The sequence below is a fragment of the Cupriavidus sp. a3 genome, from assembly GCF_051015765.1.
Classification (GTDB): Bacteria; Pseudomonadota; Gammaproteobacteria; order Burkholderiales; family Burkholderiaceae; genus Cupriavidus; species Cupriavidus oxalaticus_A.
Genome location: NZ_CP170644.1, coordinates 261,743 through 283,353, shown reverse-complemented (window position 1 = coordinate 283,353; position 21,611 = coordinate 261,743). Strand labels below are relative to the sequence as shown.

The window sequence follows — 21,611 nt, the reverse complement described above, 5'->3', positions numbered from 1 at the left end:
GACACGCGCATCGAGAGACCTGCCATGTCCATGGTTGCGAGCTTCGAGATCGGCTATACGCGTTATCTCGCCCCGCCGGGCGAACCCCCTTCCCCCACTTCCCCGCCCCCGCCCTTTGCCAGCGACCCTGAGGCGCTGCTGCCTCTGTACCAGGCCATGGTGCTGGCGCGCCAGTTCGACCTGAAGGCGATCGCGCTGCAGCGCACCGGCAAGATCGGCACCTTCGCCTCGGCCCTCGGGCAGGAAGCCATCGGCGTCGGCGTGGCCTTTGCGATGCGGCCCGAAGACGTGCTGGTGCCCTCGTACCGCGACCACGCGGCGCAGTTTGTGCGGGGCGTCACGATGACCGAGAGCCTGCTGTACTGGGGCGGCGACGAACGCGGCAGTGGATTTGCGGCGGCGCCGCATGACTTTGCCAACTGCGTGCCGATCGGCACCCAGGTGTGCCATGCCGCGGGCGCGGCCTATGCCTTCCAGCTGCGCAACGAGCCACGGGTGGCGGTGTGCCTGCTCGGCGACGGCGGCACCTCCAAGGGCGACTTCTACGAAGGCATGAACATGGCCGGCGTGTGGCGCGCGCCGATGGTGATCGTGATCAACAACAACCAGTGGGCGATCTCGATGCCGCGCAGCGGGCAGACCGCGGCGCAGACGCTGGCGCAGAAGGCGATCGCGGCGGGCATCCCGGGGGAGCAAATCGATGGCAACGACGTGGTCGCGGTGCGGCACCGCGTGGGCGAGGCCATCGAGCGCGCCCGCACGGGCGGCGGCCCCGCGCTGATCGAGGCCATCACCTACCGGCTGGGCGACCACACCACCGCCGACGATGCCTCGCGCTACCGCGACGAGGCCAGCGTCAAGGCGCACTGGCAGGAAGAGCCGCTGCTGCGCCTGCGCACGCATCTGCTGTCGCTAAACGCATGGGACGCGGCGCGCGAGGAGGCATTGGTCAAGGACTGCTCGCAGCAGGTGGCGCAAGCGGTCGAAGCCTACCTGGCGCTGCCGCCGCCGGACGCCGCGGCGATGTTCGACTGCCTGTACGCCACCATGCCGCCGGCGCTGCAGGCGCAACTGGAGACCGCGCGGCGCTATCCCGCGCAGCACGGCTGACGCTTTCATCGTCCCCCTGGCCTTCAACGACCAAAGCGAGCGAACCATGGCGGAAATCAATCTGGTCGAAGCAGTCAACCTGGCCCTGGGACATGCGCTGGAGAACGATCCCGACGTACTGCTGCTGGGCGAGGACATCGGCGTCAACGGCGGCGTGTTCCGCGCCACCGCGGGACTGCAGGCGCGCTTCGGCGCGGCGCGGGTCATGGATACGCCGCTGGCCGAGGGCGGCATCGTCGGCGCGGCGATCGGCATGGCGGCGATGGGACTCAGGCCCGTGGCCGAGATCCAGTTCACCGGCTTTATTTACCCCGCCATCGACCACATCATCAACCACGCCGCGCGCATGCGGCACCGCACGCGCGGGCGGCTGAGCTGCCCGCTGGTGGTGCGCTCGCCATGCGGCGCGGGCATCCACGCGCCCGAGCATCATTCGGAAAGCCCGGAAGCGATGTTCGCCCACATGCCGGGGCTGCGCGTGGTGGTGCCGTCGTCGCCGGCGCGCGCCTACGGCTTGCTGCTGGCCGCAATCGCCGATCCCGACCCCGTGATCTTCCTCGAGCCCACGCGGCTGTACCGGCTATTCCGCCAGGAGGTCGCCGACGACGGCGCGGCGCTGCCGCTCGATACCTGCTTCACGCTGCGCGAAGGCAGCGACATCACGCTGGTGACCTGGGGCGCGATGGTGCAGGAGACGCTGACCGCCGCCGACGAACTGGCCGCCGAAGGCGTGAGTGCGACCGTGATCGATGTCGCCACGCTCAAGCCGCTCGACATGCCGACCATCCTCGAAGCGGTGGCGCGCACCGGGCGCTGCGTGATCGTGCACGAGGCGCCGCGCACCGCGGGCTTCGGCGCCGAGATCGCGGCGGAACTGGCCGATGCCGGGCTGTATTCGCTGGCGGCGCCGGTGCAGCGCGTGGCCGGCTTCGATACCGTGGTGCCGCTGGCGCGGCTGGAATACACCTACCTGCCCAGCGCTGCGCGCATCGCCGACGCGGCCCGCAAGGCCATGGCCGCCTGACTGACACCAGGCAACACCGAGCGACACCAAGCCGAGGAAGCGCCGATGAGAGTCTTCAAGCTGCCCGACCTGGGCGAGGGCCTGCAAGAGGCCGAGATCGTGACCTGGCATGTCAAGGTGGGCGATGCGGTGGCCGCGGACCAGCCGCTGCTGTCGGTGGAGACCGCCAAGGCCATCGTCGAGATTCCCTCGCCCTATGCGGGCACCATCGCCCGGCTGCACGCGCAGCCGGGCGATATCGTCCACCTGGGCGCGCCGCTGGTCGGCTTCGAGGGCGCCGGCGAGGATGCCGATGCCGGCACCGTGGTCGGCTCCGTGCAGGTCGGCACGCGCGTGGCCAGCGAAGCGGCGCCGCCGGGCGCGGCCGCGCCTGCCTCCGGCATGGCCGCGCGCGTCAAGGCCACACCCGCGGTACGCGCGCTGGCGCGGCGCCTCGGCGTCGACCCGGCGATGGCCACCGCGTCGGGGCCGGAGGGCACCGTCACCGCCGCCGACGTCGAACGCATGGCCGCCACGCTGGCCGAACTCGGTGCGCCCGAGGAACTGCGCGGCGTGCGCCGCGCGATGGCGCAGAACATGGCGCGCGCGCAGAACGAGGTCGCCGCGGCCACGGTGATGGACGATGCCGATATCCACGCCTGGCAGGCGGGCGCCGACGTCACCATCCGCCTGGTGCGCGCGCTGGTGGCCGGTTGCCGTGCCGAGCCGGGCCTGAACGCCTGGTACGAGGGCCAGACCGGGCGCCGCCACGTGCTGAAGAAGATCGACGTGGGCATTGCCGCGGACCTGCCCGAAGGGCTGTTCGTGCCGGTGCTGCGCGACGTGGGCAGCCGCGACGCGGCCGACCTGCGCCGCGGGCTCGACCGCATGCGCGCGGACATCCGCGCGCGCACCATCGCGCCGGAGGAGATGCGCGGCAATACCATCACGCTGTCCAACTTCGGCATGATCGCGGGGCGCTACGCGGCGCCGATCGTGGTGCCGCCGACGGTGGCGATCCTTGGGGCGGGACGGGTGCGGGACGAGGTGGTCGCGGCCGGCGGCGTGCCGGCGGTGCATCGGGTGATGCCGCTCAGCCTGACGTTCGATCACCGCGTGGTGACGGGGGGCGAGGCGGCGCGGTTTCTGGCGGCGGTGATTGCGGACCTGGAGATGCCGGCTTAGCGGAACACCGGGGAAAGCGCCTGCAAAGGCCGCCGCCCGTCGTGAACGCTCCCCTCTCCCGCGAAGTGGGAGAAGGGTGGGGGAGAGGGGGGCAAACCAGCGGCTCGGCAAAGTTTGCGCTGTATATAATGCGAGCGATCCAGCCGGACCGCCCGACACACCCCTCATGGAAACCAAGACCGCCCGCCTCACCATCCTGATCGATCCGGTCAAGAAGAAGGCCTTCGAAACCCTGTGCGCCGCGCAGGACCTGACGCCGTCGCAGGTGGTGCGCCAGCTGATCCGCGATTACCTGGCCCAGCACGGCGTGGAATACGCCACCAAGGCACGGCCCGCCGGCAGCGGCCGGCAAAAGAAGTAGCTCAGTGCGGGGCGCCCGTGTCCTCGCGCTCCCGTTCCGCACCCTCCTCTCCCGCCAGCACGCCGCAACGCCGCACCGCCTGCGCCAGCGCATCCGCGTAGTTTTGCTGCCCCAGCGCCGCAAGCACCCCGGCCCGCTCCAGCTTTTGCCGCACGCGCGCATTCGCCTCGGCCAGCACCACGGCCACGCCGCGCCGGCGCAGCGTGCGGATCACGGCTTCCAGCGTCTGCAAGCCGGTCATGTCGATGAACGGCACCCGGCCCAGGCGGATCAGCAGCACGCGCGGCTCGGTATGGGTGTGCACCAGCGCCTGCTCGCAGGCCTCGACCGCGCCGAAGAAGAACGGGCCGTCGATGGCGTAGACCAGCACGCCCGGCGGCATCCGGGCCGCGACGGAATCGGCCGCGTCCGCTTCGGCGCTTAGCTCGCGCTCGATGCCGGTTACGTCCTGGCGCGTCACTTCCACCGACGCCGACATGCGCCGCAGGAACTGCAGCATGGCCAGGATCACGCCGATGTTGACCGCGACCACCAGGTCGGTCAGCACGGTCAGCGTAAAGGTGATCAGCAGGATCGCCACGTCGGCGCGCGGCGCCTGCCGCACCATGCGCGCGAACTGGCGCGCCTCGCTCATGTTCCACGCCACCACGAACAGGATCGCGGCCAGCGTCGCCAGCGGCACGCTCGCGGCCAGCGGCGCCAGGAACAGCAGCACCAGCACCAGCGTCAGCGCATGGGCGATGCCGGCCAGCGGGCTGCTGCCGCCGTTGCGGATATTGGTGGCGGTGCGCGCGATGGCGCCGGTGGCGGCAAACCCGCCGAACAGCGGCGCCAGGACATTGGCGATGCCCTGCCCCACCAGTTCCTGGTTGGAATCGTGCCGGGTGCCGGCCATGCCGTCGGCCACCACCGCGGACAGCAGCGATTCGATCGCGCCCAGCATGGCGATGGTGAAGGCCGGCCCTGCCAGCTCGATCACGCGCGCCAGCGAGATCTCCGGCAGCGCCGGAACCGGCAATCCGCGCGGCAGGCCGCCGAAGGCGCTGCCGATGGTGGCCACGCCGTCGAAGCGGAACAGCGCCTGCACTGCCGTGGCCACCACCAGCGCCACCAGCGGGCCGGGAACGCGGTGCAGCCAGCGCACGCGCGGCGCGCCCAGCACCAGCAGCAGGCTCCCCAGCGCCAGCGCGGTCGTGGCCGCATGCCACTGCGGCAGCGCCTGCAGCAGGTGCCAAAGCTTTTCATGAAAGTGGGTGCCGGCTACCGGCGGCAGCCCGAAGAAATCACGCCATTGCCCGACGAAGATGATCACGCCGATGCCCGCGGTAAAGCCCACGATCACCGGCGCGGGAATGTAGCGGATCACGCCGCCAAGCCGCGCCAGGCCCAGCGCCAGCAGGATCAGCCCGGCCATCAGCGTGGCAAGTTGCAGCCCGCCGATCCCATGGCGCGCCGTGATGGCGGACAGCACCACGATGAACGCGCCGGTGGGCCCGGCAATCTGCAGGCGGCTGCCGCCGAACATCGACACCGCCAGCCCGGCGACGATGGCCGTATACAGCCCTTGCTCGGGCTTGGCGCCGGATGCGATCGCAAACGCCATCGCCAGCGGCAGCGCCACCACCCCGACGATCACGCCCGACACCAGGTTGGGCAGCCAGTTGGCGCGGCGGAACAGCCCGGCCTGCCATGCTTCGCGCAGCGCGATCATGCGGAGAATCCTTGCAGTGGGTCAACGTCGGAGGGAGGGCGCAGGTGCATGGAATGATAACAACATGCTAATGCCGTGACATGGACCCAGGCACTTGCGGCTTGCGCCGGACGCGGGGCATCGCGCCATCGAGGGCCGGAGTTGGCCGGCGCTGCACGCGACCTGTCGCTATCACGGGCCAATTCCTATACTGGAGTGGCTCGTCCGGACGGTCCGGGCGGAACGGCCCGGCGGACGCGGCTATTCACTGCAATCGGAGGCCATCATGTTCAAGCACCTCCTAGTCCCCACCGACGGCTCCGCACGCGCCGAGGCGACGGTAGCCCGGGCCATGACCTTCGCCAGCCGCATCGGCGCCCGCGCGACCGGCTTGCATGTGATTCCCGAGTATCACGTATTGACGTACCGGCTGACCAGCCAGCAGGACACCAGGGACTCGTTCGCGGCCGAGGCCGCACGCCATGCCGATACCTTCCTGGCCGCCGTCACGCGTGCTGCCGGCCAGGCCGGAGTGCCGTGCGACACCGTCACCGCCACCGACGACCACCCGTGGCAGGCCATCATCCAATGCGCCGAGCAGCGCGGCTGCGACCTGATCGTGATGTCGTCGCACGGGCGGCGCGGGTTGCAGGCGTTGCTGATCGGCAGCGAAACGCAAAAAGTCCTGACGCACAGCACGATCCCGGTGCTGGTCCTGCGCTAGGCGCCATGCATCGCGCGCGTTGCGGGCCGGCACGCCGGCAACGCGCTTTTTCCACCCCATGCCAACTGCAAGGAGCGCAACCATGGCGATTCGACTGGGTGAACAAGCCCCGGACTTCACCGCAGACACCACGGAAGGCAAGCTCAGCTTCCACGAATGGATCGGCGACAGCTGGGCGATCCTGTTCTCGCACCCCAAGGACTTCACGCCGGTATGCACCACCGAACTGGGTTACATGGCGCGGCTCAAGCCCGAATTCGACAAGCGCAATACCAAGATCATCGGCCTGAGCATCGATCCCGTCAGCGACCACCAGCGCTGGGCCAAGGACATCGAGGAAACCCAGGGCGCCGCCATCAACTATCCGATGATCGGCGACGCCGACCTGACGGTGGCCAAGCTCTACGACATGATCCACCCCGAAGCCAGCGGCGCCGGGCCGCGCACGGCGGTGGACAACGCCACCATCCGCTCGGTGTTCATCATCGGCCCGGACAAGAAGGTCAAGGCGATGCTGGTGTATCCGATGACCGCGGGGCGCAATTTCGATGAAGTGCTACGGCTGCTGGACTCGCTGCAACTTAACGCCAAGCACACCGTAGCCACGCCGGTGAACTGGAAGCCGGGCGAGGATGTCATCATCCCGACATCGGTCTCGGACGAAGATGCGAAGAAGAAATACCCGCAAGGGTTCAAGACGCTGAAGCCCTACCTGCGCACGGTGGAGCAGCCCAAGTAGCGCAATCGCGGGGTCCCGGCAGCGACCGGGCCAGGCCAGGCAAGGGAGAGAGAGCGAGCAAGGGAGCGCGGCAGGGCGTGGAGGTCACGCAGGACCGCCGGCAGGCGTCCCGGGCAGTTCGGCCGGGACGCCTGACTTGTCCACAGGATCTATCCACAGCTTCAGTGGATATCTCCCCTCTTGACAACCGCCAAGGGCGCGCCGGCCTTGGCTCGTACTGGAGTGCCCGTTTTATAGGCAAACCGTAAACATACGGGAATGCTTGCAGCCTGATTGATTTTGTGCCTTGTGCTGCCTAAGGCCAACCCGGTTGTGGCCTCAGGCACCTAACTCAGCGCCCGCTCAGCGCGTCAGCACCTGGCGGATGGTATCGGCCAGTTCCTTGGCGACGAACTTCGCCACGTAGGCATCCGCGCCCACCTTGCGCACATGCTCTTCGCTGGCTTCGCCCGATAGTGACGAATGAATCACCACCGGCAGCTGCTTGAGCCGGCTGTCGGCCTTGATCTTGCGGGTCAGCGTGAAACCGTCCATTTCGGGCATTTCCAGGTCTGTCAGCACCAGCGCCACTTCGTCCTGCACCGACTTGCCGTGGCTGGCGGCCTCGCCGGCGATGCGGTCGAGCAGTTCCCACGCTTCCCTGCCCGACTTGGTCATCAGCACCGGTGCGCCCAGCGCCTTCAGTCCCTGCTCGATCAGGCCACGCGCCAGCGCGGAATCATCGGCGGCAATTACCTTAAGGCCCGGGCGCAGGTTCAGCTGCGGACCCACCGAGCCCGGCTCGACGTCCGGCTGCCGCGCCGGCAGCACATCGCGCAGGATCTGCTCCACGTCCAGCACCTGCACCAGGCGCGCCTGGTCCGTGCCGGCATCCAGCTTGGCGATGCTGGTCACGTGGCCGGTGCGCACGCTGGCCTCGGCCGAGTGCACCTGGTTCCACTCCAGGCGCACGATTTCTTCCACCGCCTCGACCGCGAAGCCTTGCGTCGAACGTGCGTACTCGGTCACCAGCAGGATGCCGAGCCCGTTGCGCGGCTTGCATCCCACCAGCCTGGGCAGGTCGATCACGGGGATCACCTGCCCGCGGATATCGGCCATGCCCAGGATCGACGGGTCGGCCCCGACCACCGTCGTGACCTGCGGCATCACCAGGATCTCGCGCACCTTGAACACATTGATGCCGAACAGTTCGGACTGCCCGCTGTGCTCGGCGTCGCCCAGCCGAAACAGCAGCAGTTCGAACTGGTTGTTGTTGGTGAGGTTAGTCCGTTCGTCGATGTCCCTCATGGAACTGCTCATGCGTCGCTCCCGTGCCGTGCGTTGGATGATCTGTGGCCGCCGTGTATGCCTTGCCGTGCCGCCGCGGCGGCTGGCGGACGGCAGGTTTCTTGACTGGATATCGGCGCGGGGACTGGAGAGTTGAGGGAGATCGCCCGGGGGGAGCATGTTCGGATTTCGTCGTTGGATATCCGGATTGCTTCGATCCTCGGCGGGCGTGTCGACTACGAGTTCCTCTACTTCCGCGGCGACGCCTTCCGGTACCGGCTGCGCGCCGAGCGCCACAAGGCCGAGCTGCCTACTTCGCAACCAGCGCCAGCCACGCCCGCACCGAAGCGCACCCGCAAACCTGCCAGCAAGGGAAATCCCAACGCATGAACACCCTGACCCACGAATACGGCATTGTCGTCGTCGGCGGCGGCACCGCCGGCCCGATGCCGCGATCAAGGCCAATGAGCGCAACCCCGCGCTGCGCGTGCTGTTGCTCGACAAGGCGCACGTCAAGCGCAGCGGCGCGATTTCCATGGGCATGGACGGCCTGAACAACGCCGTGATCCCCGGCCACGCCACGCCCGAGCAATACACCCGCGAGATCACCCTGGCCAACGACGGCATCGTCGACCAGTCCACGGTCTATGCCTATGCGCGCCACAGCTTCGCCACCATCGAGCAGCTCGACCGCTGGGGCGTGCGCTTCGAAAAGGACGAGACCGGCGACTACGCGGTGAAGAAGGTCCACCACATGGGCTCGTACGTGCTGCCGATGCCGGAGGGCCACAACGTCAAGAAGGTGCTGTACCGCCAGCTCAAGCGCGCGCGCGTGGAGATCACCAACCGCATCGTCGCCACGCGCGTGCTCACCGATGCCAATGGCGCCGCCTGCGGCGTGATGGGTTTCGATGCTCCAGGTCGAGCAGCGCCTGCGCCTCGCGCTGGCGCTCGCCAGCCTCGATATCGTGGGTGACAAAGACTACGGTGGTGCGCATCTGCGTCCAGACGTCGAGCAGCAGCGACTGCTGCCATCGGCGCGATTGCGCCGCGCCTGTCCGACCCCGACCCCGCCGTGCGCCGCGTGGCGGTGCTGCGACTGGCCGACCTTGAAGACGAAGCCGGCGTCCCGCTGCTGCTGCAGCGGCTGCAATCCGATCCCGCCGCGGCGGTGCGCGCCGAAGCCGCGCGCACGCTGGCCAGCTGGGAGACGGATACCGTCGTGCGCGCGCTGGCTGCCGCGCTGGCCGATGCCGACCGCGAGGTGGCAGAGGCGGCAGCACTGGCACTGGCGGAACTAGGACGCAGACTCCGGCGCGGCCGTGCTGCCCTGGGTCACGCATCAGGATCCCTTTGTCCGCGCGTCAGCCTGGCGCGGCCTGCGCGAATTGCGCTACGCGCCGGGCTTCGCTGCCGCGATGGCGGCGCTGGCCGACGCCGCCGCGCCGGTGCGGCGCGAAGCGGTGACCGTGCTGGGCTGGCTCAGGCGCAGCGAAGCGCTGCCGGCGCTGGCGCAGGTCGCCGCCAGCGATGCCGACACCGAAGTCCGGCGCGCCGCGGCCGGCGCGCTCGGCCTGGCTGCCGACGCCTCGGCGCGCAACGCGCTGCTTGCCGCGCTCGGCGACAGCGCGTGGCAGGTGCGCGAGGAAGCGGCGCAGACGCTCGGCAAGCTCAGATTTGCGGAAGCCGTGCGCCCGTTGATCGGAGCGCTGGAAGACGCCTACTGGCAGGTCCGCCTGCAGGCCGCGCGCGCATTGGGCAAGCTCGGGGACCGGCAGGCGCTGGCGCCCCTCACCGTGCAGCTTGCCCATGCAATCAGTAAGCTGCGCAAGGAAGCCGCGCTGTCGCTTGGCAGCCTGCGCGATCCCGCCGCGCTGCCGGCGCTGTCCGCCGCGGCCAGCGACGCGGACCCCGAGGTGCGCAAGGCGGTGCGGATCGCGCTGGCGCAGATCGGCCATCCGCATGGCGGGGCCTGAGCATGCAGGTTCCGGCGCTGTTGGAACTGGCCAGGGTTGAAGGGACGCTGCGCATCCACTGGCCGGATGGAACGGTCCCCTCTCCCGCGCAGTGGGAGAGGGGAGCAAACCAGCAGCACCTGCGAGCAGTCGCTAGCCCCCCGCCAGCGCCTGCAGGATATGCACCTCATCGGTCTCCCGCAGCGGCGCATCCAGCCGCATCAACTGCGTCCGGTTAACGAAGACGCGGATATACGGCCTCAACTTTCCCTGCTCATCGACAATGCGGAACCGCATGCCCGGAAACTGCCGGTCAAGGTCGTCCAGCAGCGCGCCGATGTTCGCGCCGTGGGCTTCCACATACTCGCGCTGCCCGGTGTAGGAGAACAGCGGCGTGGCAATGCGTACTTGCATGGCTGCCCTCCGACTCAGGCCGGCCGCGCCACGCTGACGGCGTAGACCTGCGGCAGGTGGCTGGCGATGCAGCGCCAGTGCTCGCCTTCGTCAACACTCGCCCAGATCTCGCCGCCGGTGGTGCCGAAGTACACGCCCACCGGCCCGTGGCGGTCGGTGGCCATGGCCTGCCGCTTGACCGTGAACCAGCCCTGCTCTGGCGGCAGGCCGCGGTCCTGTCGCTGCCAGGTCTCGCCGCCGTCGCGGGTGACATAGGCCGCAGGGTGGCCGCCGGGACTGACGCGCGGCCAGACATCGCTGCCGTCCATCGGGAACACCCACACCGTGCGCGCATCGCGCGGATGCGCGACGATCGGGAAGCCGATGTCGCCCACCTCGGCCGGCATTGCCTCGCCGATGCGCTTCCACACACCTTCGCGCCGGTCCATGCGATAGATGCCGCAATGGTTCTGCTGGTAGAGGATGTCGGGATTGGCCGGGTGCTGCAGCACGCAGTGCGGATCCTGGCCGTATTCCGGGTTGGGGTCGGGCAGGAAGAGGGCCAGGCTGCCTCGGTTCAGCGGTTTCCAGTCGGCCCCCGCGTCGGTGCTCTCGAACACGCCGCCGCTGGACATGCCGATATAGAGATGACGCTTGTCGCGCGGATCGACCAGCACGGAATGCATCTTGGGCCCGTCGGGGGTGCCGTCCTGCTCGCCGCCGGTCCAGTTGCGCCACATCGGGTGGTTGTTGAAGCCCGGCACGGACTCCCACGTGGCGCCATGGTCGGTACTGCGGAACAATCCCTGCGGCGAGGTGCCGGCGTACCAGGCGCCGGGTTCGCTGGCGTGGCCGGGAGTCAGCCAGAACACATGGTCGACCACGCGGCCGGTCTCGCCTTCGGGCGCCTTGTCGAAAGCGGGCGGGCGCGTGGCCTCGGTCCAGTTGCGTCCGCCGTCGGCGGAGCGGAATACCGTCGGGCCAAGGTGGCCGGTGCGCGCGGCCATCAGCATCCGCGACGGCTCGCGGGGGTCCTGCACGATGTGGTGGATGGTGTGGCCAAGGAAGGTGGGACCTGCCACCTGCCAGTGGCCGCGGGCGGCATCGCTGGTCAGGGTCCAGGCACCCTTGGTGGTGGCGACCAGCAGCGTGATCGGGCCGGTTTCGGGGGACGTCGTCATCATGGCTCCTGCGGGAAGGCCGTTGAACGATGCATCCGAGTCTAGTACATGTAGACAGTGTTCACAATTGAGATTGCACGAGTGCGATCGGCCCAAACAGCGCCATAGCCGCATCCAGCGAGTCGGTAGACAGCAGATAAAAGCGGATATCGGCACGTTAGCTGGACATCGGCGCACAAATATGGCATAAGCATGGTTGCCCCGAATCCGACGCACCGCGCCCCCATGTCTCGCATCGTCCGCATCGCCGCATTGAACCGCCCGGCCCTGCCGGCGGCGGCGTTCGCCGTGACTTCGCAGCAACCGGGCTACGCCATTGACCACGCCGCCCACGGCGTGGTCCGCAGCGCCGTGCTTTTCCTGGCCGTGCGGGCAGCTCGGGACACTACCCTTCAGCAGACCTGAGCTTTCCTGCACGGCACATGGCGCGGATCGCCATCCGGCATCCGCTTGATCATGCAGCCAGGAGAAAGCCAGCCATGCCTCAGCTCTACCGCCAGACCCTTCTTGCCATGGTGGCGCTTGCCGCCCTTTACCTGCTCCTCGAAGCCTGAGGCGCAGCCATGGTCCCGTTTCCTTCACTAGGCCCGATGTTGGGCCCGATGTTGGGCCCGATGCTGGCCCCGACTCCGGTCCTGACCCGTCCCCTGGCATTGCGCATCGACGCGGAACTGGCCCCGGGCGAGATCGAGCGCGAACTGGACGCGCTCCACGAGCGCATCCACCGGCCCGGCGACCGCCTGCACGACATGCCCGCGCTGCCGGCGGGCACGCCGGCGCTGCGGCTGCGCTACCGCGAAGCCGACGGCGAGTACTACGTGTATGTGGAAGACCTGATGCAGCGGCGCCTGGCCGGCTATACCGTGTTCAACCGGCTGATCGAGGTGGGCCGGCGCGCCGACCCATGGGTGCGTGCGCCGCACACGAAGTTTGCGCCCGCTTACCAGCGCCGCGGCATGGCCAGGGCGCTGTACCGCTGGGCGCTGGACGGCGGGCTGTGCCTGCTGAGCGGCGCCCGCCAGTCGGCAGGCGCGCACGCGCTATGGCAGGTGCTGGCCGCGGATTACGCCGGCGGCTATGTCGACCTGCGCCAGAAGACACTGACATGGCAGGGCGAGACGGTCAGCCCGCAGCAATGCGATGGCCTCCACACGCGCCGGCTGCTGCTGGGCCGCGGCTGGACCCTGCAGCAATTCATGGCACGTACCGGCATGTACTGAGCGCGGGCCGCGCCACGGAAGCGTCTTTACAGGTGCATCAGCGGCGCGACTGCGCGGGCGTTGTCGAGATAGAGCGTCCAGCCGCGGGCGAAGTAGTCGCGAACACGAGCCGACAGCGAGCGGCCGCTGCCCATGCGGGCGTAATCATCGGTCTCGCGCGCCGGTTCGGCGGCAGCACGGGCATTGGACCTGGCCTCGGGCCTGGCTTGGCGGGGTTGACGATAAAGCGTATCAGCGAGCACTTGCATGGCAATATTTCCTTTTCCGGATCGGAGAAATGTTCAGTGCCTCGCAATGCATATCTGACCGGGTTCTGGCCAGCCGCGCAAGGCAGTTCAGGGTTATCCCTAGTATAGCGAAGTACCTCGTTCGGCATCCGGGTCATTACCTATAGGCCGTATATGGGTGGCGTGATAATTCCCTGCGTCCAAAGCGCCACCTGGCGGAAGCCTCAGCCTCAAAGATAATCATTCTCCACACTCGATATTCCGCACCGCGCATGCCGTGCATTCCGCTGCGGTTATGACGAGTCCCTCGCACTCACCTAGCCTTCAGCCTTGCCCAGATCAAGCCCGCACTAGAAGGCAACGACAAGCCGGCACACCGATAACAGCGGGTTGGCGAGGCCCTCCAGGCCTGCAGCCCAAAACAGCCCGAACCACGTGAGACAAGCCTGACGACGCGCCGTACGACGGACGTTGCAGCGCCCTGCAAGGAGACAGTTCATCATGATCGAGCAGCCCTATCCGTCGTCAGCGACGGAAGCCGATGCGGCACGCCCCAACGTCCCCGAGGTCCGGAACCGGCTCGACGCCTATTTCGAGATCACCGCGCGCGGCAGCACCCAGCGCAAGGAAGTGGTGGCGGGCATCACCACCTTCATGGCAATGGTCTACGCGGTCTTCGTCGTGCCCGGCATGCTGGGCAAGGCCGGCTTCGACACCAGCGCGGTCTTTGTCGCGGTGTGCCTGACCACCGCCTTCGGCTCGCTGCTGATGGGCCTGTGGGCCAAGCTGCCGATCGCGATCGGCTGCGCCATTTCCTTGACCGCGTTCATGGCCTTCGGCCTGGTGCTCGGCCAGGGCCTGTCGCCGGCGGTCGCGCTCGGCGCAGTGTTCCTGATGGGCCTGATCTTCACCGCGATCTCGGTGACCGGGGTGCGTTCCTGGATCCTGCGCAACCTGCCGGCAGGCGTCGCGCATGGCACGGGCATCGGCATCGGCCTGTTCCTGCTGCTGATCGCTTCCAATGAAGTCGGCCTGGTGGTCAAGAACACCCACGCCGGCCTGCCGGTGGCGCTGGGCAAGATTACCTCGTTCCCGGTGGTGATGTCGGTGCTCGGCCTGGCCGCGATCTTCGGCCTGGAGCGGCGCAAGGTGCCGGGCGGCATCCTGCTGGTGATCATCGCGATCTCGGCGCTGGGCCTCGTCTTCGATCCGGCGGTGAAGTTCACCGGCGTGTTCGCACTGCCGTCGCTGAGCGCACCGGGCCAAGCTTCGCTGATCGGCGCCATGGACCTGCGCGGCGCGCTGACCGCTGCGGTGCTGCCAAGCGTACTGGCGCTGGTGATGACCGCCGTGTTCGACGCCACCGGCACCATCCGCGCCGTGGCCGGGCAAGCCGGGCAGCTCAACGCCGCCGGCCATATCCACAACGGCGGCCGCGCGCTGACGGCGGACTCGGTCAGCTCGATCTTCTCCGGCTTCTTTGGCGGCGCACCGGCCGCGGCCTATATCGAATCGACCGTCGGCGTGGCCGCGGGCGCCAAGACCGGCCTGACCGCCGTGGTGGTGGGCCTGCTGTTCGTGGCGGTGATGTTCTTCTCGCCGCTGGCGGCACTGGTGCCGTCGTACGCCACGGCGCCGGCGCTGATGTACGTCGGCCTGCTGATGCTGTCCAGCGTCAGCCGCCTGCATATGGATGACCTGGTCGATGCGCTGGCCGGCCTGGTCTGCGCGGTGTTTATCGTGCTGACCTGCAATATCGTCACCGGCATCATGCTGGGCTTCTGCACCCTGGTGGTCGGCCGCGTGATCGCCGGCGAATGGCGCAAGCTCAATGTCGGCACCGTCGCCATCGCAGTGGTACTGGCTGCCTTCTATGCCGGCGGCTGGGCGATCTGATCCTGCTTGATACATCCCGCATCCCGGGCAACTGGCCCGGGCTGTCTACGACAAGTTGTCTCCTCCACCGCGATCCAGGTGGATTTCAAGCCCGGGCTTCCTGCTTTCCCGGGCTGTTTTTTTTGGTGCGCGCCTTACTGCGCGCCCTGCATTGCCGCCGTATCCATGTACACCAGTTCCCAGACATGGCCATCCAGATCCTGGAAGCCATGCCCGTACATAAATCCCAGGTCCATCGGCGGCTTGTAGGTATTGCCGCCCGCGGTCACCGCGGCATTCACCATTTCATCCACGCGCACTCGGCTTTCCATCGACAGGCACACCAACACTTCGGTGAATTTGCGCGCATCGCAGATGTCATTCGGTGAAAAGCTGCGGAATTTGGCTTCGGTCAGCAGCATCACGAAAATGTTCTCGCCAACGATCATGCAGGTGGCGGTGTCATCGGTAAATTGCGGATTGAAGGTAAAGCCAAGACTGGTAAAGAACGCGATCGACTCTTGCAGGTCGCGTACTGGCAAATTGACAAAGATCTGCTGGTTCATGACGTCTCCGGAAAGCGTTGTACAACGCAGAGAACCAGTCTAGGTGCAAAATCCGGCAGCGCCAGCTTTTTCCTTTCCCGGAAATTGGAGCGGCGGCGTTGCCATTCGCCGCACTAGGAGCACCGCAATGGCGCGCATCGGTGCGCTGTAAAACAGTGAGGCTGTGCGCAAACACAATCAATCCGTGCAATCCCCGTTATTTTTTGTAAAATTTTTATGTCTACCGACACCTGAGGTTCTAGCAACATGCAGCGGCCTAATTGCAGAAAGGGGAAATGAATGGCGACATACAAGCAACTCCTGGCAGAGAAAGAAGCGCTGGAAGCCAAGCTGAATGAAGTGCGTGCGACGGAAGTCGCCGGTGTGATCGACAAAATCCGCGAACTGATGACCGAATATGGCCTGACCGCGGAAGACATCATGCCCCGGCGCAGGCGCGGCCGCCCCGCGGGTTCCGCCGGCAAGGCGGCCGCCTCGGGTTCGACGCTGCCCCCCAAGTACATGGATCCCAAGACCGGCAAGACCTGGTCCGGCCGCGGCCGCGCCCCGGCATGGCTGGGCAAGCGCCCCGAGCGCTTCCTGATCGAGCAGTAATCCCGCCTGTCGGCCAGGCGGGGGCCTGCCCGGCGCGCTATCGTTCCGGCGCCGCCCAGGGCGCCGTCACAGCGCCTGGCACACATACTCCTTGCGCAGCGCGCGGAAGCCCTTCTGCGTCGGTTCCGCCGTCAGGCGCGCGCCGCCGGCTTCCAGCGGCTGCATCCGCAATACCTGCGCCGAGCACTGGCTCGCGCTCTCGTCACGCTGATACCGGATTTCATAGAGGCCGCCCGGCGCGGGCACGAACGACACCCCGGCCGCGCAGCGCTGCTCCGGCAACGGCGGCTCGGCGATGGACGTCACGGCCACGTAGATGCGCCGGCCTGCCTCGACCAGCCGTTCGCGCGTGCGTTCCGGCGGCTCGGGCGAGCGCCCCGGCAGGCCCAGTTCGCGATCCCGTCCCATTGCCGACAACTGCTTGCCCGTGCCGGCCAGGATCAGCGGCCGTGCCGGCACCGGGCACCTGGCCGGGTCGACCACCGCGAAAGAGGTGATTTCTTCGGTATTGGTCAGCAGCCGCACGCTGGCCGTGGGGGCGCCCGATGGCACCCGGTATTGCGCCACGCAGCCGCATAGTGCCGCGGTGGCGGCCAATGTGGCGAGGCAGGTCAGGCGGGAGGGGACTGCGGACGACCGGTCATGGCGCATGGCGGCAGGCAGTTTGGCATCGCGGTTACGCCAGCCGGGCGATCGCTGGCAGCGGGAAAGCGGCAACATCGGTGGAGATAGGCCACGAACCATGCGCGATACCGGCATGCACGGCATCCGGCGGTGACACCGTCGCGGCTTGCGCAGTGTTGCCCTGCTCCCAAAACCGTGCAGCATACCGGTTTCCGGCAGATTGCGGCAGCCGCACAAACCCATGTTGAAAACCCCGGCGTGATATCCACAGAATCTGTGGATATCCTGCCTTCACCCTCCCCGGAAGCCTTGGTCTGTGCGGCAACGCACCGGACCGCACAAATTTTAGGCAACGCGCTGCATCGATCGCGCATCGACCCTCGTCAGCGCGTCGAAGCCTCCCCCGGTGTCGCGCCCTCTTGCCCAGCCCGCCGGTTGCGCTGCCTTGACCACACATCCTCCCCCCGCGTGCCCTTGAAGGCGCCGCCACCACCGCGTAATCTCAGTCTTACCGGGGGCTAGCACAGGTGCCTTGCGCCAATTTGCCAGCCAATAACAATGCCACTACAAGAGCCAATCCAGGCCAGGCCGTTTCCTCGCGACCTGCTGCACGCGCTGCGTGAAGGCGGTTACGATGTGTCGGCGCTCGTGCCTGCTCCTGAATCCGATCCCGAGTCTTCCGCCCCGTACACGCCCGAGGCCGGGCCCCAGCAGGCGAGCCACCTGCTGTGCGCGGTCTACCAGGCCACCGGCGATCCCGCCATCGGCCTGTGGCTGGGCAGCCGGATGCAGCCCGACCTGCTCGGCCTGGCAGGCATGCCGGCCATGGCGGGCCCGTCGTTGGGCACGGCGCTGCGGCGTATCGCGCGCTACCAGAAGCTGATGATGGGCGACCGCATCGAACTGCGCCGGCAGGGCGAAGAGGCCTGGGTCTGTATCCGCCCGAGCGAGCCGGAGGCGCCTGACACCCGCCCCCGCATCGACATGGAGTTGTGCTCGCTGCTGGCCTTCGGGCGCCAGTTCACGCGCAAGCCGCTGCATCCGCTGCGGGTTTCGCTGCGCATCGGCCAGCCCGACTGGCACCTGCGCTATACCGAAGCCTTCGATTGCCCGGTGCGCTTTGGCGAACCGGAAGACGCGATCGTGTTCGGCCGGCGCGACCTGTCGCTGCGCCTGGTCGCGCGCGCCCACAGCCGTCCGGCTGCGCCCGCCGCCATGCGCGACGCGCAGCGCGCGGCGGCATCGCTCGACGACGTGCGAGCCGCCCTGCACCAGCTGGCCGGCGAGCGCGCGCTGAGCCTGGCCGCGGTGGCGCGCCACCTCGACATCAGCGAACGCACGCTGCAGCGCCGGCTGATGGCGGCAGGCACGGGCTTCCGCGCGCTGTGCGAAGATGTGCGTCGCGAACTGGCCGGCCGATACCTGACCGAGGGCAATATGTCGCTGGGAGAAATCGCTTTCCGGCTCGGCTTTGACGATGCCAATTCGTTCTTCCGCGCCTTCCGCCGCTGGACCGGCATGACACCGGGCGACTACCGGCGCTCGGCGGCGCACCCGCAGGGTTAGGGCAAGCGGCCCGATTCCCCCTCCCCGGCCGGCTTCATGCGCCGGCCGGCGCTTCCCACGGCGGATTCTCGCCGTACTCCTGCGCGAGGGAGGTCGAATGCAGCGCGATGCCGAAGCCGGCCAGCGCTGCGTCCGCCAGCAGCTCGCCGGTATTGGCCTCGATGCGCCCACGCACCCGCACCGCGATTTCCCCGCCCTGGCCGTCGCCCAGTCTCCAGACGTCCTGCCGGCCCTGGCTGCCCACCAGCACCAGGCAATCGTGCCGGGCCAGGTCATGCGGCGTGCGCGGCGTGCCGCGCCGGGCAGGTAATCCGGCGCGGCGCACAGCACGCGCCGGTTGCTGGCAAGGCGGCGTGCCACCAGCGAGGAATCGTCGAGCGCGCCGATGCGGATGGCCAGGTCGAAGCCGGCGCTGACGAGGTCGAGCACGTTGTCGGTCAGGTTCACGCTGACCGATAGCCCGGGATGCCGCTACAGGCATTCTTCCACGGAACCGCAGCAGCCTGTCAGGCAATACTCGGGAACCAGAGTATTCGCATCACTCAACCCGGCTTGCCGTCCACCCGTGGGCGCGCAAGCCGCGGCGCATAGGTCAGTGCATATAGACCAAACCCCGCCACCCAGCACGCCCCCGCGCCCCAGATCCAGTGCAGGTAGCCGGCCGGCCATGCCATCGGACCGAACACGCGCAATACCGCGGCCATGGCAATCAGCCAGTACGCCACCGTTTCGGTGCGGCCGGCCACCAGCATGCGCCCGGTATGGCCCAGAGCGGTGCGCGTGATCATCGCGATGATGGCCACGCCGAGCACGCCCACCGTGAACGCATGGGTCGCCAGCCCGGCCATCGCCAGCCCCAGCGCGCCCAGTGCCTGCAGCAGCAAAGCTAGCGGCAGCCACGCATAGGCGAGATGCAGCACCCACAGCAGTGGCCGGTTGCCCACCGCATAGCCGCGCCATCCCGCCACGCGCACCGCCAGCACGCCGGCAGCGAGCAGCGACAGCGCCGCGGCCAGCCATGCCGGCAAGGGCAGCAGTCCCGAGGCCAGCCCCAGCACCGTTGCCGGGATCACCATCCGATCGGCCTGCTGGTACTGCCGCAGGCGGAAACCGGGAATCGCGTTGGTGGTAAACATCGGGATCACGCGGCCGCCGATCACCACCACGAACAGCGTCACCAGCGCCACGCCGGCGCGACAGGCATGCAGCGCCGCGACGTCGTGCCCGCCGGCCTGCAGCCACAATGCAGCGATATTGGCCACGGCGAGCAGCCACAGCGCCAGTGCGAGCGGGTAGTTGCGCCGGTTGCCGGCCCTGGCCAGCGTGCGCGTGAACGCCAGCGCCGCCAGCGGCAGGAATGCGCCTTCGATGGCGAAGGCAACGGTGCCCGGCGCGATCCACATGCCAACGCGTCCCGCCAGCCACAACAGGAACAGCACGGCCAGCGCGGCACCGGTCGGCGTGGGCTGACCGGTCCAGGCGCGTCCCGCGGTGAACAGGAAACCCACCACGATCGCCGCGGCAAAGCCGAACACCATCTCGTGCGCGTGCCAGAACATCCCTGGCAGCACCGGCGCCGGCCCGACCGACTGCATGCCCGCGAGCATTGCCGACCATGCCGCGATCGCCAGCGCGGCAAAGGCCGCGCCGCCCAGGTAGAACGGCCGGAACCCCAGCGCGAACAAGGCGAAGCCACGCGGCGGCGGCCCGGCCGGTTTTTTTCCGGAAGGCGAAGGCCGGGAAGGAAGGATCGGGATGGTTTCCATGGCGGGCGGAAGGGGTCGGTATATCTGTTGAATCCGGCAGTGCCGGGGCGGCAGGCGTCAGATTCTTGATCTGGCGCAGGATTGCCGCAAGCACGCAAACGGGTGCCATGCGTGCTGCGATCACGATAGCACCAGCGCCGCGCCACCAACCTCCGCCGGTGGAACTACCTCCAACGACAGATCGCTCCATGTGGCGTGCTGTGCTGCCGGCGAATAGGCAGCACCAGTGGCCGCCCCTACTCTGGCATCACCCCCGCCAAAGTTGACACAGGAGCATGGCCATGGCCACCCAAACACGCGCGCCGGAACCCGTTCCAGCCGGCGCGGCACTCACGCTGGCGTCCAGTACTTTCGCCTTCACCATCTGCTTTGCCGTCTGGATGCTGTTCGCCGTCCTGGGCATCCCGCTCAAGCAGGAACTCGGTCTCAACGACACTGAATTCGGCCTGCTGGCCGCCACGCCGGTGCTGAGCGGCTCGCTGATCCGCGTGCCGCTGGGCATCTGGACCGACCGCTTCGGCGGCCGCATCGTCTTCTTCGTGCTGATGCTGGCCACGGTGGTCCCGATCTGGCTGATCTCCTACGCGCACAGCCTGTGGCAACTGCTGGTGCTGGGCCTGTTCGTCGGCCTGGCTGGCGGGTCGTTCTCGGTCGGCACGCCCTACGTGGCGCGCTGGTTCCCGCGCTCGCGCCAGGGCCTGGCGATGGGCATCTTCGGCGCCGGCAACTCGGGCGCGGCACTGACCAAGTTCGTCGCGCCGGCGATGATCCTGGCGGCCGGCACCTGGACCATCGTGCCGCGCGTCTATTCGGTGGCGATGCTCGTCACCGCGCTGCTGTTCTGGGTGCTCTCGCGCAGCAACCCGGCGCACATGGTCAAGTCCAGCGTGGGCTGGCGCGAGCAGCTGGCGGTGATGCGCGACCCGCGCGTGTGGCGCTATTCGCAGTACTACTCGGTGGTGTTCGGCGGCTATGTCGGCCTGTCGCTGTGGATGACCAAGTACTACATCGGCGAATACGGCTTCGACATCAAGACCGCCGCCTTCCTGGCCGCCTGCTTCTCGCTGCCCGGCGGCGTGCTGCGCGCCATCGGCGGCTGGATCTCCGACCGCTACGGCGCACACCGCACCACCTGGTGGGTGATGTGGGTGAGCTGGGTCGGCTTCTTCCTGCTCAGCTATCCGCAGACCGACTTCATCATCCAGACCACCGGCGGCCCCCAGGGCTTCCGCATCGCGCTGACGCCCACGGTATTCACCTTCCTGCTGTTCTTGGTCGGCATCGCCTTCGCCATCGGCAAGGCCTCGGTATTCAAGTTCATCTCCAACGATTTCACGCACAACATCGGCGCGGTCTCCGGCGTGGTCGGCCTGGCCGGCGGCCTGGGCGGCTTCATCCTGCCGATCCTGTTCGGCATGCTGGCCGACCTGACCGGCATCCGCAGCAGCTGCTTCATGCTGATGTACGGCACGGTGTGCGTGAGCCTGGTGTGGATGCACTACAGCCAGCGCGCTGAACGCCAGCGCAAGGCACAGGCCGTCGGCCTGACACAGGCAGCCTGATTTT

General features: G+C 68.0%; 22 protein-coding genes and 4 pseudogenes. 16 read left to right on the top strand and 10 right to left on the bottom strand.

Going from position 1 to position 21,611, the window contains the following annotated elements; all coding sequences use genetic code 11:
* The first annotated feature begins 24 nt into the window (after positions 1-24).
* The 4 genes from pdhA (at position 25) to ACAD63_RS23280 (ending at position 3,659) form a co-directional block, all read left to right on the top strand.
* Complete coding sequence (gene pdhA / locus ACAD63_RS23295; RefSeq protein ID WP_135703179.1) at positions 25-1,110, top strand: pyruvate dehydrogenase (acetyl-transferring) E1 component subunit alpha; 1,086 nt, start codon at positions 25-27, stop codon at positions 1,108-1,110.
* 46 nt (positions 1,111-1,156) lie between these two features.
* Positions 1,157-2,134, top strand: a complete 978-nt coding sequence (locus tag ACAD63_RS23290; RefSeq protein WP_135703180.1) for an alpha-ketoacid dehydrogenase subunit beta — start codon at positions 1,157-1,159, stop codon at positions 2,132-2,134.
* Between the two features lie 45 nt (positions 2,135-2,179).
* Positions 2,180-3,298 (top strand): dihydrolipoamide acetyltransferase family protein, encoded by a 1,119-nt coding sequence (locus tag ACAD63_RS23285; protein ID WP_135703181.1) that lies wholly within the window; start codon positions 2,180-2,182, stop codon positions 3,296-3,298.
* Between the two features lie 166 nt (positions 3,299-3,464).
* Entirely contained in the window at positions 3,465-3,659 is a 195-nt protein-coding gene (locus tag ACAD63_RS23280; RefSeq protein ID WP_063237357.1) for a CopG family transcriptional regulator, read from the top strand.
* 1 nt (position 3,660) lies between these two features.
* Here the strand turns inward: ACAD63_RS23280 and ACAD63_RS23275 are convergent, their stop codons facing one another.
* Entirely contained in the window at positions 3,661-5,370 is a 1,710-nt protein-coding gene (locus tag ACAD63_RS23275) for a SulP family inorganic anion transporter (RefSeq protein ID WP_135703182.1), read from the bottom strand.
* Between the two features lie 265 nt (positions 5,371-5,635).
* Between ACAD63_RS23275 and ACAD63_RS23270 the strand changes: the two genes are divergently transcribed.
* Both ACAD63_RS23270 and ACAD63_RS23265 read left to right on the top strand, forming a co-directional pair.
* A complete protein-coding gene (locus ACAD63_RS23270) occupies positions 5,636-6,073 on the top strand; it encodes a universal stress protein (RefSeq protein ID WP_133095898.1) in 438 nt (145 codons plus the stop codon).
* 82 nt (positions 6,074-6,155) lie between these two features.
* On the top strand, positions 6,156-6,812 hold the full coding sequence (locus ACAD63_RS23265) for a peroxiredoxin (protein ID WP_133095899.1): 657 nt from the start codon (positions 6,156-6,158) through the stop codon (positions 6,810-6,812).
* A 342-nt stretch (positions 6,813-7,154) separates the two neighbouring features.
* Here the strand turns inward: ACAD63_RS23265 and ACAD63_RS23260 are convergent, their stop codons facing one another.
* Positions 7,155-8,111, bottom strand: a complete 957-nt coding sequence (locus ACAD63_RS23260; RefSeq protein ID WP_434034416.1) for a chemotaxis protein — start codon at positions 8,109-8,111, stop codon at positions 7,155-7,157.
* A gap of 162 nt (positions 8,112-8,273) precedes the next feature.
* Between ACAD63_RS23260 and ACAD63_RS23255 the strand changes: the two genes are divergently transcribed.
* Together ACAD63_RS23255 and ACAD63_RS23250 are read left to right on the top strand one after the other, a co-directional pair.
* Positions 8,274-8,468 carry a hypothetical protein gene (locus tag ACAD63_RS23255; protein WP_135703183.1) on the top strand — a complete coding sequence of 65 codons (195 nt, stop codon included), beginning with the start codon at positions 8,274-8,276 and terminating at the stop codon, positions 8,466-8,468.
* Positions 8,465-8,991, top strand: a pseudogene (locus ACAD63_RS23250) (FAD-binding protein); the annotation flags it as partial. The gene ACAD63_RS23255 and the pseudogene ACAD63_RS23250, both read left to right, overlap by 4 nt.
* A 46-nt stretch (positions 8,992-9,037) precedes the next feature.
* On the opposite strand, the pseudogene ACAD63_RS23245 reads toward ACAD63_RS23250, so the two are convergent.
* Positions 9,038-9,127 (bottom strand): annotated as a pseudogene (locus ACAD63_RS23245) (ABC transporter ATP-binding protein); the annotation flags it as partial.
* On the opposite strand from ACAD63_RS23245, the pseudogene ACAD63_RS23240 reads away from it, so the two are divergent.
* Positions 9,112-10,054 (top strand): annotated as a pseudogene (locus ACAD63_RS23240) (HEAT repeat domain-containing protein). The pseudogenes ACAD63_RS23245 and ACAD63_RS23240 overlap by 16 nt on opposite strands.
* Before the next feature lie 132 nt (positions 10,055-10,186).
* On the opposite strand, the gene ACAD63_RS23235 reads toward ACAD63_RS23240, so the two are convergent.
* Positions 10,187-10,447 (bottom strand): MoaD/ThiS family protein, encoded by a 261-nt coding sequence (locus tag ACAD63_RS23235; protein ID WP_063237368.1) that lies wholly within the window; start codon positions 10,445-10,447, stop codon positions 10,187-10,189.
* Positions 10,448-10,461: 14 nt separating this feature from the next.
* A complete protein-coding gene (locus ACAD63_RS23230) occupies positions 10,462-11,610 on the bottom strand; it encodes a glycosyl hydrolase (RefSeq protein ID WP_240745838.1) in 1,149 nt (382 codons plus the stop codon).
* 222 nt (positions 11,611-11,832) lie between these two features.
* Here ACAD63_RS23230 and ACAD63_RS23225 point away from each other — a divergent pair, with 222 nt between their 5' ends.
* The 3 genes from ACAD63_RS23225 to ACAD63_RS23215 are packed head-to-tail and all read left to right on the top strand — an operon-like array spanning position 11,833 to position 12,827.
* Positions 11,833-12,012 (top strand): glycosyl hydrolase, encoded by a 180-nt coding sequence (locus tag ACAD63_RS23225; RefSeq protein ID WP_133095901.1) that lies wholly within the window; start codon positions 11,833-11,835, stop codon positions 12,010-12,012.
* A 17-nt stretch (positions 12,013-12,029) separates the two neighbouring features.
* Positions 12,030-12,161, top strand: a complete 132-nt coding sequence (locus ACAD63_RS23220; protein ID WP_255519863.1) for a hypothetical protein — start codon at positions 12,030-12,032, stop codon at positions 12,159-12,161.
* Positions 12,162-12,221: 60 nt separating this feature from the next.
* Entirely contained in the window at positions 12,222-12,827 is a 606-nt protein-coding gene (locus ACAD63_RS23215; protein WP_434034415.1) for an N-acetyltransferase, read from the top strand.
* A gap of 26 nt (positions 12,828-12,853) precedes the next feature.
* Here the strand turns inward: ACAD63_RS23215 and ACAD63_RS23210 are convergent, their stop codons facing one another.
* The gene (locus ACAD63_RS23210; RefSeq protein ID WP_135703185.1) at positions 12,854-13,075 is read right to left on the bottom strand and encodes a hypothetical protein; all 222 of its coding nucleotides are present in this window, start codon (positions 13,073-13,075) and stop codon (positions 12,854-12,856) included.
* Positions 13,076-13,555: 480 nt separating this feature from the next.
* Here ACAD63_RS23210 and ACAD63_RS23205 point away from each other — a divergent pair, with 480 nt between their 5' ends.
* Complete coding sequence (locus ACAD63_RS23205) at positions 13,556-14,950, top strand: NCS2 family permease (RefSeq protein ID WP_195430033.1); 1,395 nt, start codon at positions 13,556-13,558, stop codon at positions 14,948-14,950.
* A gap of 134 nt (positions 14,951-15,084) precedes the next feature.
* Here the strand turns inward: ACAD63_RS23205 and ACAD63_RS23200 are convergent, their stop codons facing one another.
* Entirely contained in the window at positions 15,085-15,495 is a 411-nt protein-coding gene (locus ACAD63_RS23200) for a VOC family protein (RefSeq protein ID WP_434034414.1), read from the bottom strand.
* 279 nt (positions 15,496-15,774) lie between these two features.
* On the opposite strand from ACAD63_RS23200, the gene ACAD63_RS23195 reads away from it, so the two are divergent.
* A complete protein-coding gene (locus tag ACAD63_RS23195) occupies positions 15,775-16,089 on the top strand; it encodes an H-NS histone family protein (protein ID WP_135703187.1) in 315 nt (104 codons plus the stop codon).
* A gap of 66 nt (positions 16,090-16,155) precedes the next feature.
* Here ACAD63_RS23195 and ACAD63_RS23190 read toward each other — a convergent pair whose 3' ends face one another.
* Complete coding sequence (locus tag ACAD63_RS23190; RefSeq protein WP_133095906.1) at positions 16,156-16,740, bottom strand: hypothetical protein; 585 nt, start codon at positions 16,738-16,740, stop codon at positions 16,156-16,158.
* 531 nt (positions 16,741-17,271) lie between these two features.
* On the opposite strand from ACAD63_RS23190, the gene ACAD63_RS23185 reads away from it, so the two are divergent.
* Positions 17,272-18,279 (top strand): AraC family transcriptional regulator, encoded by a 1,008-nt coding sequence (locus tag ACAD63_RS23185; protein WP_135703188.1) that lies wholly within the window; start codon positions 17,272-17,274, stop codon positions 18,277-18,279.
* 34 nt (positions 18,280-18,313) lie between these two features.
* Here the strand turns inward: ACAD63_RS23185 and ACAD63_RS23180 are convergent.
* Positions 18,314-18,750, bottom strand: a pseudogene (locus tag ACAD63_RS23180) (substrate binding domain-containing protein); the annotation flags it as partial.
* Between the two features lie 71 nt (positions 18,751-18,821).
* Positions 18,822-20,045: an NnrS family protein gene (locus ACAD63_RS23175; RefSeq protein WP_434034413.1), complete on the bottom strand. Its 1,224-nt coding sequence runs from the start codon at positions 20,043-20,045 to the stop codon at positions 18,822-18,824.
* A 281-nt stretch (positions 20,046-20,326) separates the two neighbouring features.
* On the opposite strand from ACAD63_RS23175, the gene ACAD63_RS23170 reads away from it, so the two are divergent.
* Positions 20,327-21,607 (top strand): MFS transporter, encoded by a 1,281-nt coding sequence (locus ACAD63_RS23170; protein ID WP_434034412.1) that lies wholly within the window; start codon positions 20,327-20,329, stop codon positions 21,605-21,607.
* Positions 21,608-21,611 lie beyond the last annotated feature (4 nt).

Bases quoted from the DNA above. Each gene is read 5' to 3' on its own strand.
- ACAD63_RS23270 (WP_133095898.1), top strand. From the start codon at position 5,636: ATGTTCAAGCACCTCCTAGTCCCCACCGACGGCTCCGCACGCGCCGAG.
- ACAD63_RS23260 (WP_434034416.1), bottom strand. From the start codon at position 8,111: ATGAGCAGTTCCATGAGGGACATCGACGAACGGACTAACCTCACCAAC.
- ACAD63_RS23235 (WP_063237368.1), bottom strand. From the start codon at position 10,447: ATGCAAGTACGCATTGCCACGCCGCTGTTCTCCTACACCGGGCAGCGC.
- ACAD63_RS23195 (WP_135703187.1), top strand. From the start codon at position 15,775: ATGGCGACATACAAGCAACTCCTGGCAGAGAAAGAAGCGCTGGAAGCC.
- ACAD63_RS23275 (WP_135703182.1), bottom strand. From the start codon at position 5,370: ATGATCGCGCTGCGCGAAGCATGGCAGGCCGGGCTGTTCCGCCGCGCC.
- ACAD63_RS23265 (WP_133095899.1), top strand. From the start codon at position 6,156: ATGGCGATTCGACTGGGTGAACAAGCCCCGGACTTCACCGCAGACACC.
- ACAD63_RS23220 (WP_255519863.1), top strand. From the start codon at position 12,030: ATGGCGCGGATCGCCATCCGGCATCCGCTTGATCATGCAGCCAGGAGA.
- ACAD63_RS23175 (WP_434034413.1), bottom strand. From the start codon at position 20,045: ATGGAAACCATCCCGATCCTTCCTTCCCGGCCTTCGCCTTCCGGAAAA.
- ACAD63_RS23230 (WP_240745838.1), bottom strand. From the start codon at position 11,610: ATGATGACGACGTCCCCCGAAACCGGCCCGATCACGCTGCTGGTCGCC.
- ACAD63_RS23285 (WP_135703181.1), top strand. From the start codon at position 2,180: ATGAGAGTCTTCAAGCTGCCCGACCTGGGCGAGGGCCTGCAAGAGGCC.
- ACAD63_RS23185 (WP_135703188.1), top strand. From the start codon at position 17,272: ATGCCACTACAAGAGCCAATCCAGGCCAGGCCGTTTCCTCGCGACCTG.
- pdhA (WP_135703179.1), top strand. From the start codon at position 25: ATGTCCATGGTTGCGAGCTTCGAGATCGGCTATACGCGTTATCTCGCC.
- ACAD63_RS23200 (WP_434034414.1), bottom strand. From the start codon at position 15,495: ATGAACCAGCAGATCTTTGTCAATTTGCCAGTACGCGACCTGCAAGAG.
- ACAD63_RS23170 (WP_434034412.1), top strand. From the start codon at position 20,327: ATGGCCACCCAAACACGCGCGCCGGAACCCGTTCCAGCCGGCGCGGCA.
- ACAD63_RS23215 (WP_434034415.1), top strand. From the start codon at position 12,222: ATGCTGGCCCCGACTCCGGTCCTGACCCGTCCCCTGGCATTGCGCATC.
- ACAD63_RS23205 (WP_195430033.1), top strand. From the start codon at position 13,556: ATGATCGAGCAGCCCTATCCGTCGTCAGCGACGGAAGCCGATGCGGCA.
- ACAD63_RS23210 (WP_135703185.1), bottom strand. From the start codon at position 13,075: ATGCAAGTGCTCGCTGATACGCTTTATCGTCAACCCCGCCAAGCCAGG.
- ACAD63_RS23280 (WP_063237357.1), top strand. From the start codon at position 3,465: ATGGAAACCAAGACCGCCCGCCTCACCATCCTGATCGATCCGGTCAAG.
- ACAD63_RS23225 (WP_133095901.1), top strand. From the start codon at position 11,833: ATGTCTCGCATCGTCCGCATCGCCGCATTGAACCGCCCGGCCCTGCCG.
- ACAD63_RS23290 (WP_135703180.1), top strand. From the start codon at position 1,157: ATGGCGGAAATCAATCTGGTCGAAGCAGTCAACCTGGCCCTGGGACAT.
- ACAD63_RS23190 (WP_133095906.1), bottom strand. From the start codon at position 16,740: ATGCGCCATGACCGGTCGTCCGCAGTCCCCTCCCGCCTGACCTGCCTC.